Origin of the sequence: Kyrpidia tusciae DSM 2912, assembly GCF_000092905.1 — a bacterium.
Classification (GTDB): Bacteria; Bacillota; Bacilli; order Kyrpidiales; family Kyrpidiaceae; genus Kyrpidia; species Kyrpidia tusciae.
The window spans coordinates 2,578,280-2,592,323 of record NC_014098.1; the positions used below are offsets into that span (position 1 = coordinate 2,578,280).

General features: G+C 58.1%; 17 protein-coding genes and 1 riboswitch. Of the genes, 3 read left to right on the plus strand and 14 right to left on the minus strand.

What is annotated here, in order from left to right; genetic code table 11:
• Window positions 1-156: 156 nt before the first annotated feature.
• On the minus strand, window positions 157-1,449 hold the full coding sequence (locus BTUS_RS12800; protein ID WP_013076493.1) for an MFS transporter: 1,293 nt from the start codon (window positions 1,447-1,449) through the stop codon (window positions 157-159).
• A gap of 478 nt (window positions 1,450-1,927) precedes the next feature.
• Here BTUS_RS12800 and BTUS_RS12805 point away from each other — a divergent pair, with 478 nt between their 5' ends.
• Together BTUS_RS12805 and BTUS_RS12810 are read left to right on the plus strand one after the other, a co-directional pair.
• Complete coding sequence (locus tag BTUS_RS12805; RefSeq protein ID WP_041304305.1) at window positions 1,928-2,791, plus strand: alpha/beta fold hydrolase; 864 nt, start codon at window positions 1,928-1,930, stop codon at window positions 2,789-2,791.
• A gap of 23 nt (window positions 2,792-2,814) precedes the next feature.
• A complete protein-coding gene (locus tag BTUS_RS12810; RefSeq protein ID WP_052300634.1) occupies window positions 2,815-3,399 on the plus strand; it encodes an HpcH/HpaI aldolase family protein in 585 nt (194 codons plus the stop codon).
• A 114-nt stretch (window positions 3,400-3,513) separates the two neighbouring features.
• Here the strand turns inward: BTUS_RS12810 and BTUS_RS12815 are convergent, their stop codons facing one another.
• The 10 genes from BTUS_RS12815 to BTUS_RS12860 all read right to left on the minus strand — a co-directional run bounded on the left by BTUS_RS12815 (window position 3,514) and on the right by BTUS_RS12860 (window position 11,065).
• Complete coding sequence (locus BTUS_RS12815) at window positions 3,514-5,028, minus strand: MFS transporter (RefSeq protein ID WP_013076495.1); 1,515 nt, start codon at window positions 5,026-5,028, stop codon at window positions 3,514-3,516.
• A 14-nt stretch (window positions 5,029-5,042) separates the two neighbouring features.
• Window positions 5,043-5,861: an ABC transporter permease gene (locus BTUS_RS12820; protein ID WP_013076496.1), complete on the minus strand. Its 819-nt coding sequence runs from the start codon at window positions 5,859-5,861 to the stop codon at window positions 5,043-5,045.
• Window positions 5,821-6,726 carry an ABC transporter ATP-binding protein gene (locus tag BTUS_RS12825; RefSeq protein ID WP_245543312.1) on the minus strand — a complete coding sequence of 302 codons (906 nt, stop codon included), beginning with the start codon at window positions 6,724-6,726 and terminating at the stop codon, window positions 5,821-5,823. Before BTUS_RS12825 ends, BTUS_RS12820 begins: the two co-directional genes overlap by 41 nt.
• The gene (locus BTUS_RS19110; RefSeq protein WP_013076498.1) at window positions 6,723-7,172 is read right to left on the minus strand and encodes a MarR family winged helix-turn-helix transcriptional regulator; all 450 of its coding nucleotides are present in this window, start codon (window positions 7,170-7,172) and stop codon (window positions 6,723-6,725) included. Before BTUS_RS19110 ends, BTUS_RS12825 begins: the two co-directional genes overlap by 4 nt.
• Window positions 7,173-7,272: 100 nt before the next feature.
• Window positions 7,273-7,644, minus strand: coding sequence for a fluoride efflux transporter CrcB (gene crcB / locus BTUS_RS12835; RefSeq protein ID WP_013076499.1), 372 nt, complete (start codon window positions 7,642-7,644; stop codon window positions 7,273-7,275).
• Complete coding sequence (locus BTUS_RS12840) at window positions 7,641-8,024, minus strand: fluoride efflux transporter FluC (RefSeq protein WP_013076500.1); 384 nt, start codon at window positions 8,022-8,024, stop codon at window positions 7,641-7,643. The genes crcB and BTUS_RS12840 overlap by 4 nt, the downstream gene beginning before the upstream one ends.
• A 79-nt stretch (window positions 8,025-8,103) precedes the next feature.
• Window positions 8,104-8,166: riboswitch (Fluoride riboswitch) on the minus strand.
• Between the two features lie 44 nt (window positions 8,167-8,210).
• Window positions 8,211-9,077, minus strand: coding sequence for a 3-hydroxyacyl-CoA dehydrogenase family protein (locus BTUS_RS12845; RefSeq protein ID WP_013076501.1), 867 nt, complete (start codon window positions 9,075-9,077; stop codon window positions 8,211-8,213).
• A 135-nt stretch (window positions 9,078-9,212) separates the two neighbouring features.
• A complete protein-coding gene (locus BTUS_RS12850) occupies window positions 9,213-9,992 on the minus strand; it encodes an SDR family oxidoreductase (protein ID WP_013076502.1) in 780 nt (259 codons plus the stop codon).
• Between the two features lie 133 nt (window positions 9,993-10,125).
• Window positions 10,126-10,491, minus strand: coding sequence for a DUF488 domain-containing protein (locus tag BTUS_RS12855; RefSeq protein WP_013076503.1), 366 nt, complete (start codon window positions 10,489-10,491; stop codon window positions 10,126-10,128).
• Window positions 10,492-10,525: 34 nt separating this feature from the next.
• Window positions 10,526-11,065, minus strand: coding sequence for a nitroreductase family protein (locus tag BTUS_RS12860; protein WP_013076504.1), 540 nt, complete (start codon window positions 11,063-11,065; stop codon window positions 10,526-10,528).
• Between the two features lie 160 nt (window positions 11,066-11,225).
• Between BTUS_RS12860 and BTUS_RS12865 the strand changes: the two genes are divergently transcribed.
• Window positions 11,226-12,533, plus strand: coding sequence for an acetamidase/formamidase family protein (locus BTUS_RS12865; protein WP_013076505.1), 1,308 nt, complete (start codon window positions 11,226-11,228; stop codon window positions 12,531-12,533).
• Window positions 12,534-12,598: 65 nt separating this feature from the next.
• Here the strand turns inward: BTUS_RS12865 and BTUS_RS12870 are convergent, their stop codons facing one another.
• The 3 genes from BTUS_RS12870 to BTUS_RS19310 form a co-directional block, all read right to left on the minus strand.
• A complete protein-coding gene (locus BTUS_RS12870; RefSeq protein WP_123809310.1) occupies window positions 12,599-13,174 on the minus strand; it encodes a hemerythrin domain-containing protein in 576 nt (191 codons plus the stop codon).
• A gap of 164 nt (window positions 13,175-13,338) precedes the next feature.
• Window positions 13,339-13,755, minus strand: coding sequence for a PIN domain-containing protein (locus tag BTUS_RS12875; RefSeq protein ID WP_013076507.1), 417 nt, complete (start codon window positions 13,753-13,755; stop codon window positions 13,339-13,341).
• Window positions 13,752-14,027, minus strand: coding sequence for an AbrB/MazE/SpoVT family DNA-binding domain-containing protein (locus tag BTUS_RS19310; protein WP_013076508.1), 276 nt, complete (start codon window positions 14,025-14,027; stop codon window positions 13,752-13,754). The genes BTUS_RS12875 and BTUS_RS19310 overlap by 4 nt, the downstream gene beginning before the upstream one ends.
• Window positions 14,028-14,044: the final 17 nt, after the last annotated feature.

Below are 14,044 nucleotides of genomic sequence, written 5' to 3' on the forward strand. Positions count from 1 at the left end.
CTCCTATATCCGTATGATACCGGATTTTCTCAAGCTCTGAGAAGGGGCCTTCAACAGCCTGGAACTTCGCAAACCATGACCGCCGAGCAACTTGGACAGACAAGGGGCCCGCATCACCCTGCGGGCGATCGAGAAAAGGCTCACCGGTCTTATCCGTCATTCTTTCCTGAGCGACAAAACCGCCATCAGCAACGCACCGAGCAAGCCCAGTGCGACAAGAAAGAACAGCCCTCCGTTATACGAACCGCCGCTCCACTTGATAAAATATCCGATGATCGTTGGAACCAAAGCCGTAAAAATCATCCCGACGCCGTTCATCACCCCGGCGGCGGCGCCGATGACGGAACGGCGAACCATCCGCTGCAAAATAGACCAATAAGACGACAGGCCAATCCCTAAGCTGCCGACGCCCAGCGAGAGGAAATACGCGCTCATCCGGTTGTCCGTCACGACGGCGGCGCCCCATATGAATACGGATGCCGACGTCAAGCCTGCGGCGATAAACGGCGCCCGCCTTTTCACCCGGTCTGCTAAATAACCGAACACCACCAAAAATACCACAGCAACCATATAAGGCAAGGAAGCAAACACACCTAAGGAAGAAAATGAAAATCCGCGAATTTCCTGGAGGTATTTAGGAAGCCAGGCCGTAAGACCAAAGAATATGCTTTGCGACGACATATATGCCACGGTGAGAAACCAAAAACGATAATCCGTCAAGTAATTTTCCACTGCGCTGTGATGGGCGACATCGGTCTGCGCCGCGGGTGCGCCCTGCCCGCCGCCTTCAATATAGGCCCTCTCGGACGCGCCGACAAAGCGAGACTGCGATGGACGCGCATTGACAAACCATGCGATCAACAGGATGGCGAGAACATTTAGAACGCTTAGAACGAAAAAGTTGCTGCGCCATCCCCAATGGCTGATGATGTACACAAAAGAGGGGGCGGCGATCATCGGTCCCACGAACAGGCCCAAAAGCCAAGCGGCGTTTGCTTTCGTCCGTTCCGACTCGGGGAACCAATGGGTTACGATAATGCTTTGCATGGGCCAGTGCAGCCCTTCACCGATGCCGAGCAAAATACGGGTACTCATAATCATGGCAAAACCGGTCGCCGCGCCGCCCAATGCCATTGCAACGACCCAGATGGCCACCGCAATGAGCATCGCCGTCTTTGCCCCGACCCGTTCACCGACCCGTCCTAAAACGATGTTCGCGATGCCGTATGTAAGCAAAAATGCCGTATTCAACAGTCCGATGCGAACCGCATTGCCGATCATGTCCATATCTTGAAGAAACTGTCTGTCGGCGACGAGCACGGATACATTGACGCGGTCCAAATAAGCGATAAGCAGCGTCACAAAGAGAACGGCAGCGACGACAAAGCGATAATGGGTTACACGTTCGATAGACATCCCAGGATGAGTCGACTCGTGTTGTGTTGACATCCTTATCCGCCTCCCAGAAACGAAGTCTGATGATTGCAATAAAACTAAATCGTCCGGATGTCACAGACGCGCATTTCACCCCCCTTACTTCAGCGATTATTTTTAACTCTTATCAGACATCAGATATATTGTCAATCAAATGAAATCCGCATCCGTTCCGGCCATTGAACCGGAAGCCCTTGGGACTCCTGACTTCGGGAAGCATCCACAACTTGCGGATTTCACGACCAGATCATGGTCGTGCCGAACTCACGCCGATCTGCTTCGTGCCGAGGTTCGGGGAAAAAGGGACATCGAAAAAGGCTCGCACAAAGAAGGACTTGATCTTTAAAACATTATCAGCTATCATCATTAACCAATTAAGGTTTAGTTTTTTAAATTTATCAGTAAGGCGCGTGAGTGTGAACAGTATAACCACTTTCGGGGCCGGTTCTCGGAGTGCTGTTTGTTTAGTTTGTTTGGGAGGAAGGGGATTGTGATGGCATCGAAAACCCAAGTGACCGAAAAGCGTGTGGAAGCGAGAGGATTGACTTCGCACATTTTGCTCGCCGGTGATTCCGGCAAACCGGCGGTGCTGTTGCTGCACGGCGCGGGCCCCGGCGCCAATGCGGCCTCCAACTGGCGGCATCTGATGCCCGATTTGGCCGAGAACTTTTACGTCGTCGCCCCCGATCTCATCGGCTTTGGCCAATCCGCGATCCCCGATCCAATTCCGGGCAACATCATGGCCTGGATCGGCATCCGGGTCGAACAGGTCCTCGGTCTCATGGATCATCTGGGCATCGAGAAGGCGCACATCGTAGGCAACTCGATGGGCGGAGCGCTCACCCTCCAGCTGCTCAGCGAGGCGCCGGAGCGCTTCCTGAAAGTTGCATTGATGGGCTCGATCGGTGCGCCGGCGCCGCGCACTCCGGAGCTCACTCGTCTCCTGTCCTTCTATTCCGATCCACGTCCCGCACGGTACCGGGAGATGATGCACAGCTTTGCTTATGATCCGGACAAGTTCGAAGGGATGGATCAGATCGTCTCCGAGCGGTACAAGATCGCGACCAACCCGGACGTGATGCCGATCGCGGAAAAGATGATCGATTCCATGAGGACCGGGATAGAAAGCCTCGTGATGCCGCCTTCCGTGCTGGGCAAGCTTCCGCACGAAGTGCTGCTCTTCCACGGCCGCCAGGATCGCATCGTGCCGCTGGATACAAGCCTTTATCTGCTGCAGCACCTCAAGCACGCGGAACTCATTGTGCTCGACCGCTCCGGTCACTGGGCGCAGCTCGAGCGATGGGACATCATGCGGCCGATACTCGAACGGCATTTTGGGGCCAAGAGCTGGAACTAAGAGCAGCGGGAGAGAGGATCGTGATGCTTGACGAAGGTTTGGTCACACAATTGGCCGCTCAGCTGCATGCCGCTGAGCAGCAGCGCATTCAAATCGAGCACATCGGTGCACATGGAATACAAGTTCCCCAAATAGAAACTTTTGATGAAACAGTTGGAATTGTAAATTCCGCAAAATATTTCCCATTGGGGAATCGGGGAGGAGCTTTGACCAGATCTGCAGACTATGGGAACATTCCTCCTGGAGAATATTTCAGGTTGGCCAATGAACATACGATTCTTGTGATTCAATGTGAAACGAAACAAGCCTTGGATAACCTTGAGTATATTGCACAAGTGCCGAACATAGATGTGATCTTTTTAGGGCCCTTCGATATGTCCATATCCCTGGGTGTGCCCTCAGAAATCAATCATCCAAAAGTGATTGAAGCCGAAGAAAAAGTTCTTGAAGTTTCTCTTAATTATGATAAAATTCCGGGTATTTATGTGCGAAACGCAGAACAAGCGATGCAAAAAATGGGTAAAGGTTTTAGATACATCGTGATGGGCACAGACAACCGAGTGATCGTCCAAGCGTATAAAGAATTAATTTCTCCATTAAAATTGTGAAAAGTTAATAGAGGGCGCCGGTGTTGGCGCGGGCCCGGCATCGCACTTGCGGAGCGCCATTGGTTGCTTGACCGCCCTTGGCCCCGGCGGCGGCCCCATCTTCCGCTGTCGGCATCACTCCGCCGTCTTCGCCGACCCCCCAGCCGTCCTCCGCCCGCCACGCAGCGAGGACACCACCGCCCCCAGCACACAGGTGACCGCAGCGGCCCAGAACACCGTGTGCATCGCACCCATAAACACCTCCGGAGACGGCTGCACAACTCCGCCCGCCTCCACGGGACCAATGTCCCCGGGACCTGCGTCCGTTGCCCCGGACAGAACCCCCAGCCGGTAGGTGAACAACGACACCGACAGGGAGATCCCGAAGACCATTCCCAGATTTCGGGTCAGCGCATTCAACCCCCCGGCCAGCCCTACCTTCGAACGGGGCACCGAGCCCATGATGCTGGAGTTGTTCGGGGACTGAAATAACCCCTGGCCCAGTCCGAATACGGCGAGATGCCCCGCCACCACCCAAGGACTGACTTCGGGCGACAACATGTTCAAAGCGACAAATCCAAGAGCATTGAGCGTCAACCCCCCGGTGGTCAACACATAGGGGCCAATACGGTCGGACAACCACCCGGCCAGCGGCGCCGTCACCGCCATCACCACCGGGTTCGCCGCCATGACATACCCCGTCACCGCCGGGGATTGGTGCATCACCGTCTGGATGAAAAAGGGCATCATCACATTGACGCAGAACAACGAAACAAAGGACAAAAACGCCGCGGCGCTTCCAGTGGAGAACATGCGAATTCGGTACAGACTGAAATCGAGCATCGGATGGGGGATATGCACCTCGCGCAGGTAAAACAACACCAGGACCAGCAGGGAGGCTCCGATGCCTCCCAGGGTCGGCCAAGACGTCCAGCCCCGACCCTCCGCCCCGGAGACAGCGAACAACAGGGCCGTGATCCCCACGGCGAACATCCCGGCCCCCACCAGATCAAAGGGCTCTCTCCCGCCGCCCCTCTCCCGGGGAAGAATCCGCCAACCCGCAAAGAATGCCACGGCACCGATCGGTACGTTCACCCAAAAAATCGCCGGCCATCCGAAATGCTCGATCAACAACCCACCGAACGCCGGGCCGCTGAGCGTCCCCAGGGAAACGGTGGTACCGATCATCCCCAGCGCCCGTCCCCTCTCCCGGGGGCCGAAGGTGGTGGCCACCAGCCCTTGACCGTTGGCCATCAAAAACGAAGCCCCCACTGCCTGCACTACCCTCATCCCGATCAGCATCCCCACCGATCCGGACACCGCACAGAGGGCCGACCCAATGGCGAACAGGGCAAACCCGAGATTGTACAGCCGCCCCCGTCCGAGCAGGTCGGACAATTTTCCGACTGTGGGTAAAAGGGCGCAGATCGTCAATAGATACGCTGTGACGACCCACTGGACCGAGGCCAAGGGCACATGAAAACTCTCCGAAATCGTCGGGAGCCCCACATTGGCGATACTTCCGTCCAGGTTGGCCATAAAGGTGCCGACCGCCACATTCGCCAATACCAACCATTTGCGGACTCCGCCGATGTCCTCACTGCCACCGGAAGTATCCAACAAGCTGTGCTCCCGTCTGACCTGCTCCACTTTCGCACCTCCCATCAAGCCGCCATCCGCCGGGGAAAGAGAACTGTACTAAGAATGAGCATCACCGCACCCGCCCCGGCGAGAACCGCCCAATCCACCCCGAGGTGCGCCGGAGTCCCAAGGAGCAGTCCCCGCAGTCCATCTACCAAATAACTCATCGGATTAATCGTCGCAATCACCCGGAGCCAATCCGGCATGATGGTCGTGGGGTAAAGGGCGTTGGATGAGAAAAAGAGCGGCATGGTGATGACCTGGCCGATGCCCATCATCCGCTCCCGGGTGCGGAGCAGCGCCGCCAGCACCATCGACATCCCGGAGAAAAAGGCCGCACCGAGGACCACCGTGGCCAGGGCGCCCAGAATCCGCCCGGGGCCCCACAAGATGTGCACCCCGAGCAACAAAGCCAGGATCAGCACCATCACCGCCTGGCCGATGGAGCGGACTGAGGCACCGAGCATTTTGCCCAAAAAAATCGCCGAACGCCGCATCGGCGTCGTGAGAAATTTTTGCAATTGTCCCGTCTCCCGCTCCCAGATGATCGAGATCCCGTAAAAAATCGCTATAAAAGTGACAGATTGGGCGAGGATCCCCGGGGTGAGAAAAGCGAGGTATGTGGTCTTGCCCGTAGGAATCATCCCGATGCGGCTGAAAGCCTGCCCGAACACCAGCAGCCACAACGCCGGCTGCACCGCCCGCATGAACAGCTCGGTGGGATCTTTGCGCAGTTTGAGGATCTCCAGTTCGATCAGCGTCCAGACGTGAAGCAGGTACAACCCCGGAGCCCCTGCTCGTTTAACCGAGGCGCCTGGCCGTACGTCGGCTTCGGAGAACATCCCGCATCCCTCCCCCCTGCTCTTCAAAGGCGCCGGCATAATGGACGAACACGTCCTCCAAGGTACCCTCGGGCTTGCCGGCGGCCAGCCGCAGCTCCTCCAGCGTGCCCTGGGCGGCGATGCGCCCCCGGCTCATCATCGCCACGCGATGGCAGAGAGATTCGGCTTCCTCCATATAGTGAGTGGTCATCACCACCGTCATCCCTGCCTCCTGCTGAAGCCGGCGGATGTGATCCCAGACCCCCTGCCGGGCGACGGGGTCCAGCCCCACCGTGGGTTCATCGAGAAACAGCACCTTGGGGCGGTGCATCACCGCCTGGCCGATCTCCAGCCGTCGGATCATGCCCCCCGAATACGTCCTCACCGGCCGGTGGGCCGCTTCGGCCAGACCCATCGATTCCAGCGTCTCCTCCACCCGCTCCCGGCGCACCCGGCGGGGGAGACCAAAAAAGCGGGAAAATAGCAACAGATTTTCATAGCCGGTGAGGGTGGCATCCACGCTCAGCATCTGAGGCACGTACCCGATGGCCCCCCGCACCCGGCCTGCCGCCCGACGCACGGAATATCCCGCCACAAAGGCCTCCCCGTCATCTGGGCGCAAGAGGGTGATCAACATCTTGATCGTCGTGGATTTTCCCGCGCCATTGGGGCCGAGAAGACCAAAACACTCCCCTTCCGCCACGGCAAAATCCACCCCGTCCACGGCGCACACTTCGCCGAATCGCTTTCGTAAACCCTGTACCTTCACCGTCCATTCTGTCCCCGACACACCCCGGCTCACCGGAGAATCCTTCAGCCCGGAGACGGCCACTCCTTCCCCACCGTGCGATCTTTCCCGCCCCTCGAAATCCGAGGTCATCCTCATCGCCCCTCTTCCCTGACGAACTGGGCCAATTTATCCATCAACGCCAAAAGTTGTTTTTGCTCGTCGGACTCCAGGCGGGCAAAGGGCTTTGCGAGCCGCCGAATCCACTCCTGCTCCACCGCCCGAACCACCTCTTCCCCCCGGGGCGTCAGGCGGACGGTCCGACCCCGGGCATCCCGGGGATCCGGCTCCCGGCTGAGCCATCCCACCCGTTCCAGACGGTCCAACATCTGGGACATGGCGCTGGGGCCGACATCCACCCTCTGGGCCAACTCCCCCACCGAACACCCGCCAGTCCGCTGGAGCTTCCTTAGAATTATCCACTGCACCCGGGTGGGTTGCCGGCGGGGCTCGCCGAACCATCCCCCCCGAACGTATCGATTCACTGCTTGCAAATGTTCAAAGAAGCGCTCCAACCCCGCCGGATCCGGTTCCATCTGCTTCATCTGTGCCCCTTCCTTTCCGATCCATTATATCACGAACTAAAATATTGGGTCGAGAGATGGGCCGGTCATCCGGTCGGCCCCGCCCGGTCGCTCGCTCCCCTCAGATCTTGCCACTCCCGAGCCACAGCCCGAGGCCACCCGCCAAAAGCCCGAGATACAGCGATGTGGCCACATATACCACGGCCTTTTTCCGATTTCCTTCCCACCAGAGAAAAAACGCCTCATAACAAAAAGTCGAAAACGTCGTATAGGCCCCGCAAAACCCCGTTCCGAGCAGCGCATACCAAGTCGCGGACAGGGCGCCCCCGGCTTCCCGCCCGGCCAGCACGCCGAGGAAAAACGCCCCGGTCAGGTTAATGATCCACGTGCCATACGGAAACAGCGGCATCCACTTCCGAGCCACCCAATTCCCGAGGGCAAACCGGGCCCAGGTGCCGAGAACCCCGCCGATCGCCACCCACAACGACATCATATTTGACCCCTCCGATGTATCCAGCCCATCGCCGTCTGATGGCCGGCATAGGCTAACAACAACCCCCCCGCTGCACTGACGTGGAGATAGAGCAGGGCTTCCCAAGGATGCCCCCCTGTCACCAAATGCAAGGTTTCAAGCACGAGGGTGGAAAAGGTGGTATACGAGCCCACGAATCCCGTCCCGACTCCCAGGCGCACCGCCGCGGGCAGTGACCACCGTTCCAAAGCCAGGGTGAGGAAGAGGGCCAGCACATACGCCCCGGAAAGATTGATTCCAAATGTCGCCCAGGGCCAGCCCGTGGAGGGCTGTAGCAACGATAACCCGTAGCGCGCCAGACTTCCCAGGATGCCGCCTGCCGCCAGAGCCCACCACAACATTTTTCTACCGCCTCCCGCTCCAAGACCCCAAGACCCGGCAAACGCCCGGGCTCTTTCAAAAAGAAACTCCTACTGACCACTGTCAGTAGGAGCCATCATCTGCGCAGCGCAGCCATTGGTGAGCTCCATCACCCTGGAGTTCTCTCATCCCCAGTGTACGCAGAAAGGCTTGTCCCTGCAACCCGCCTACTCGTACGTATAAAACCCTTTGCCGGATTTTCTCCCGAATTCTCCCCGCTCGAACTTCTCTCGCAGGATTTCGGGCGGCTTCATGGCCGGGTCCCCGGTTTCGGCGTATTGTTGCTGCATGACATAATAATTGACATCAAGCCCCGTAAAATCCATGAGCGTAAAGGGACCCATGGGGTGGTTCAGGGCCTTGGTCGCCGCCAAGTCGATGTCTTTAAAATCGGCGATCCCCTGTTCATAGAGATACATCGCTTCCTTAAACAAAGCCATGAGCAGCCGATTCGCGACAAATCCCGAGATCTCTTTTTTTAGGAGAATCGGGGTTTTGCCGATTCGCCGACACAGTTCCACCGCCGTGTCTGCCGTATCCTCAGAAGTTTGGGGGTTCATCACCACTTCGACGAGTTCCATGACCAGGACCGGATTGAAAAAATGCATGTTGCATACGTTCTCCGGCCGCCTGGTGGCATCGGCGATTTTTGAACTGACAATGGTGGAACTGTTGGTGGCGAGGATGGCGTGGGCCGGTGCCAGCTCATCCAACCGAGCGAACAGCTCCCTTTTGGCATCGAGCTTCTCCACGATCGCCTCAATCACGTAGTCCGCATCCCTCACCGCTTCGCCGAGATCCGTCGTCCAGGACAACCGGCTCCAGGCTCCGTCCACCTGTTCCCGGGATAATTTCCCCTTCTGTACCCGTTTCTCCAACTGCTCGGTCAGCACCTGCCGGGCCCGTTCGAGGCTCTCGGTCGCGATATCCTGCACCTTGACCGGATACCCGGCCAAAGCGCACACCGCCGCAATCTGGGTTCCCATCGCTCCGGAACCCACCACGCCGATTCGTTTTACCGCATCGATGGACACCTTTGCGTCTCCCCTTCGCATCCTATTCGTTGCTACGACTTCGGTGATTGGTTAACGCCGGTGAACAGATCGGTTCAATCCCCACCTCACCCTTGTTCGTTTCCGCCCCCAGAGACCATCACCCGGTTCGACAGATCACATCACACTGGAGCCCCCGTCCACCGTCAGGACATGGCCGGTCACATAGCTCGATGCCGGTGAGGCTAAGAAGATGGCCGCACCTTTTAATTCACCTTCCTCGCCAAATCGCCCCAGAGGCGTCCCCCGCAGAATGGTGTCTCCGTTTCGTTCGAGGATCACCCGGCTCATCTTGGTCGGGAAAAATCCCGGGGCAATGGCGTTCACCAGGATGTTGTACCGGGCCCATTTTACAGCCAAATCCCGGGTTAAACTGATGATCGCCCCTTTGCTGGCACTGTACCCCACGGCATCGAGCACCTCCGGAGGAGATCCGACAAGACCCGCCACCGAGGCAATGTTGACGATTCGCCCGCCTTGCCCCCGCTCAATCATGTGCCCCCCCACCGCCTGGGACATCAAAAACGTGCCTGTGACGTTGGTCTCCATGACTTTACGCCAGGCGTCCAGGGGCATATCCACCGCTGGCGCTCCCCAGGATGCGCCACTGTTATTCACAAGAATATCGATGTGGCCAAAGGTCTTCAGGGACTCATCCACCACCCGGCGCACATCCTCCGGTTCCGCCACGTTACACGCCAAGGGCAGGGCCTGTCGTCCCAAAGCCCGCACCTCTTCGGCCACCTGCTCACAATTCTCCACCCTTCGGGAACACAGCACCACATCGGCCCCCATCTCCGCGTACCCCAGTGCGATCTCCCGGCCCAATCCCCTCCCCCCACCGGTGATGATCGCCACTTTCCCAGTTAAATCAAACAGATCCCGGGCGTGTACCACCCAAACCTCCCCCCAGCCTCAACCAAATGGTCGTTTCATTGTGCCTGGTTCTCACCGGGGCCTCGCCAGAACCCCGGCTTTCCCATTGCCCTTGGCCTCCTTATTAGTTCGACACCAAAGCCGCGAATCCTTTTTACTCTCGCCAATGGTACAAACAATCCAGCAAGACCACCGCGTGGTTGTGGACCTCGTCCTTGGCCGCATAGACCAGGGTGACCGTCTCCCGCTCCGCCGCGTGCAGAATCTCCTCGACACACCGGCGATGCACGGGATCGCTCCGGAGCTCCTCCTCGTACCGACGGCGGAACTCAGGGAATCGATCGGGCTGATGGCCAAACCACTTGCGGAGCTCAGGATTTGGGGCCACCTCCCGCATCCACTGATCGATCCTCGCCTCGGCCTTGGCGAGACCCCGGGGCCACAGGCGATCCACCAGGATTCGTCTCCCGTCCGTCAGATCCGCCGGTTCGTATGCGCGTTTCAACCGGATCGTTCCCATCTTTTACACCCCACTACTCTTTTACCGCAGTTCGCTACTCTTTCCAGGGTTGCCCAAAGCGGTCAACGAAAATCACCCGGTCTTTGGCATGAGGCGGTTTCCCCTCCGGCCACGCCGCCGGCCGACCCACTCCGAGGATCGCCAAAACCCGCCGATCATCCGGCAGGTGGAGAACCTCCCGCACATAGCTCTCCCGGCGGGCCGATTCCTCGGCGTCCTGGGCGTGGTACACGGCGCCAAAGGCCATCCCCAGTCCCTGATCCACCGCCGCGAGCCACATAAACGCACAGGCGATGGAGCCATCCTGCACCCAGTACTTGCTCACATCCGGCCGTCCGGTTACGACAATCCCCGCCGCAGCGCCGGCCAACCAGGGCATGTACGGCGTGGTTTGGGTCAACCGAGTCAAAATTCCGCGATCTTGGATTACAATCAGTTCTCTGGAAATCAGGTGATTCCCCGTGGGAGCCCAATATCCCGCCTCCACCACCGCCCGGAGCACCGCCGGTTCCACCCGCGCATCCAGAAACTGCGTCAACTCGCGACGCTGCCGAATCGCCTCCAGCACATCCACATCCGTCGCCTCCTCGGTGCATATCATAAATTCCGGTGAGTTTACTATACCATATCGCCCTCTGGAGATCGGAATCCAAAGGGCCCTACGTCTTATATTTTTGTGATAAAGTACAAGACAGGAAGTATCATAAATTGGTTCCACGAGAGGGGACACGCCGATGAACGACTCAAAGGGTAGTCCGACCGTGTTCGTGAACACATTTACGAATGGAGTGCTCGACCCAAACCAGCCGATGTTGGGGCCTGTACGGGACGGCGGACACATTGTGGCCAACACAACCCCGGGATGTTGGGGGCCCATGATCACGCCGGCCATCCGAGGTGGCCATGAGGTGACCCGGCCAGTTTTTGTCGCTGGAGCCGAGGTCGGAGACGCTATCGCAATCCGTATCCAGTCCATCCGGGTTACCTCCATTGCAACCGCGTCCGGAAACGACCGTACGGTGGAAGGCAGTTTCCTCGGGGACCCGTTCTGCGCAGCCAAATGTCCGGTGTGCGGCACAATGTATCCGGAAACACGCATCGAAGGTATCGGCCCTCATTCGATCCGCTGTACGAACTGTGGGGCTGACGCCTCACCATTTCAATTCACCAACGGATATACGATCGCCTTCGACGAAAACTACGAACTTGGCGTCACCCTACCCCGTGATGCGGCTGAACGGATCGCGGCAGATGGACGGCAATTCATGGCCACCCCGGAACATTCGATTCAAAATCCTATCGTAACCTTTGCGCCCCACGACATTGTTGGGGCGGTGGCCCGAGTCAGACCGTTTCTCGGGCAGTTGGGGACCACGCCGTCCCGGCCGATGCCCGACTCTCACAATGCCGGGGATTTTGGATCATTTTTGCTCGGCGCCCCTCACCAATATGCCCTGACACAAGAAGAACTGGATGAGGCGCGAACCGATGGACACATGGACATCGCCAGGGTTCGGGAAGGTGCCATCCTGGTTTGCCCGGTTAAAGTCCCCGGTGGCGGAGTCTATCTGGGTGATATGCACGCCTTACAGGGCGACGGTGAAATCGCAGGTCATACGTGTGATGTGTCGGGGGTGGTCACCCTACAAGTTCACGTGATCAAAGGCGCAAATCTTGAGGGGCCGATCCTGATCCCTAACGAAGAAGACTTGCCTTATCTCGCCCGACCGTTAACTGAATCGGAAAAGGCGCTGGCGAAAGCCCAGGCGACCAAGTGGGGATTCGACGCGATTGAGGAAACGGCCCCGGTCTCCGTTGTCGGCAGCGGTGCAACGTTGAACGCCGCTACGGACAACGCGCTCGAACGAGCGGCCCGCTTGTTCGGCATGTCTGTTCCCGAGGTCAAGAACCGCGCCACCATCACCGGTTCGATCGAGATCGGCCGGCACCCTGGCGTCGTGACGGCCACGTTCTTGGTGCCGGTCGATCGACTGGCCAAAGTAGGCCTCTTGCCGCTAGTACAAGAACAATATCGTCTTTAGGTCGAGAGGACAAAGCAGTCGAGGAGCCTTTACACTCCTCCGACCGAAGGCGCCCTGGGTTCCCCTCAGGGCGCCTTTTCCATCTTGCGGTTCGCCCGGGCGAGAGCCTCCGCCACCTCCGCCCGCTCCTCCGGCGTCAGGATTCGGCTGATCATCGGGAAGAAATAATGATCCTCTTTCTCAATATGCCGCAGAACCAAATACGCCAACAGGCGCACAGCATCCCCCCAGGGCCCGGCCACATCTCCGATCCCCGCCCGGGGGTCCATCCCCGCCACCACTTCCCGGTGCCGCCTGCGGATTAAATCGTGTTCCGACCGGAGCTTCACCGCCGGCCCGGCCACGGCGGAAGGAAAATACGGCTCCACCTTGGGCAAGACAAACTTTTCCTCATGGACAAAATGATGATCGATTTCCCGCCCGAGTTCCCCGAGGGCCAGGCGGTACAACTCCGGGGATCGATCCCGGCGCACCGCCTCCATCCGCTCAGCCAGTACCCGATGTTCCAATAAAAACGTATGGAACTCCGGGGCGGTCAACTCCATAACTGCCTGCCACTGCTCCCGACTCATCGAACCGCTCCTCTCCACCCGGTGATGACCCTCCGCGACTTCGAACAACCCCGCCCTTGACTTCCTCACCCCGCCTATAGGCTGGGGACTCCTTCCCCCACCAAGAGCCTTGTTGCACCCCTTGGATCGGTCGCCGAAGCAGCCGACTCGCCGGCTCTAGACCGGGGTCTATCATAAAATTACATATTAGAACAAAAATTATGAAATCTTATTTTTTTAACTTCGTGTTTCTCTCAGTTATCATACTCCGGTATGTGCACCGCCGCCCCTAGTTGAACAAAGTCCCGATCGAAAGGGACCACCCCTGCGTCCGCATCCCGGCTCCGACACACCAGGTATGCGTCTGTGAAATCGACGCTCTGGTCGGAAAACATCGTGAGGCTCTCGGTTAAACGGTCCTGGTCCTCGCAAGTAACACCTTCGAGAAGCAAAATCTCCGCTAACGCACGAGCGACATCCGAACGGTTTCGACGATACAGGGGGCCTGTGAGTACATAAATGCACTCAGCGAGAACCATTGGCTCAATATAGAGAACAAACTCCCCCTGCTCCGCCTGCTCAAACAACTTCACGGAGGCCTGATACATTCCGGCATGGTCCCGCAACAGATACCGGAGAATGACATTCGTATCAACGAACAGTGTTCTCACTGGTGGTCATTGTCCTTCCCTGACAAGCGTACACCCAACTCCTCCTGCGTTATCCGGCGAGCTTCGCGAAAGGGGATGTAAGGAGTTCCGTCCTGATGCAATGAGCCAGCTAGTTCCTTTGCGGTTTTCTTTCGGATTGGATGGATAACAATCTCCCCTTGGTCCGTGTACTGAAACATAACCTTATCTCCGATTTTGAGACCATGCTTCTTACGAAGCTCCAGAGGTATGGTGATTTGATATTTGGACGTAATGGTGCTGATGTGTATCATATTTTTCACCTCATTCC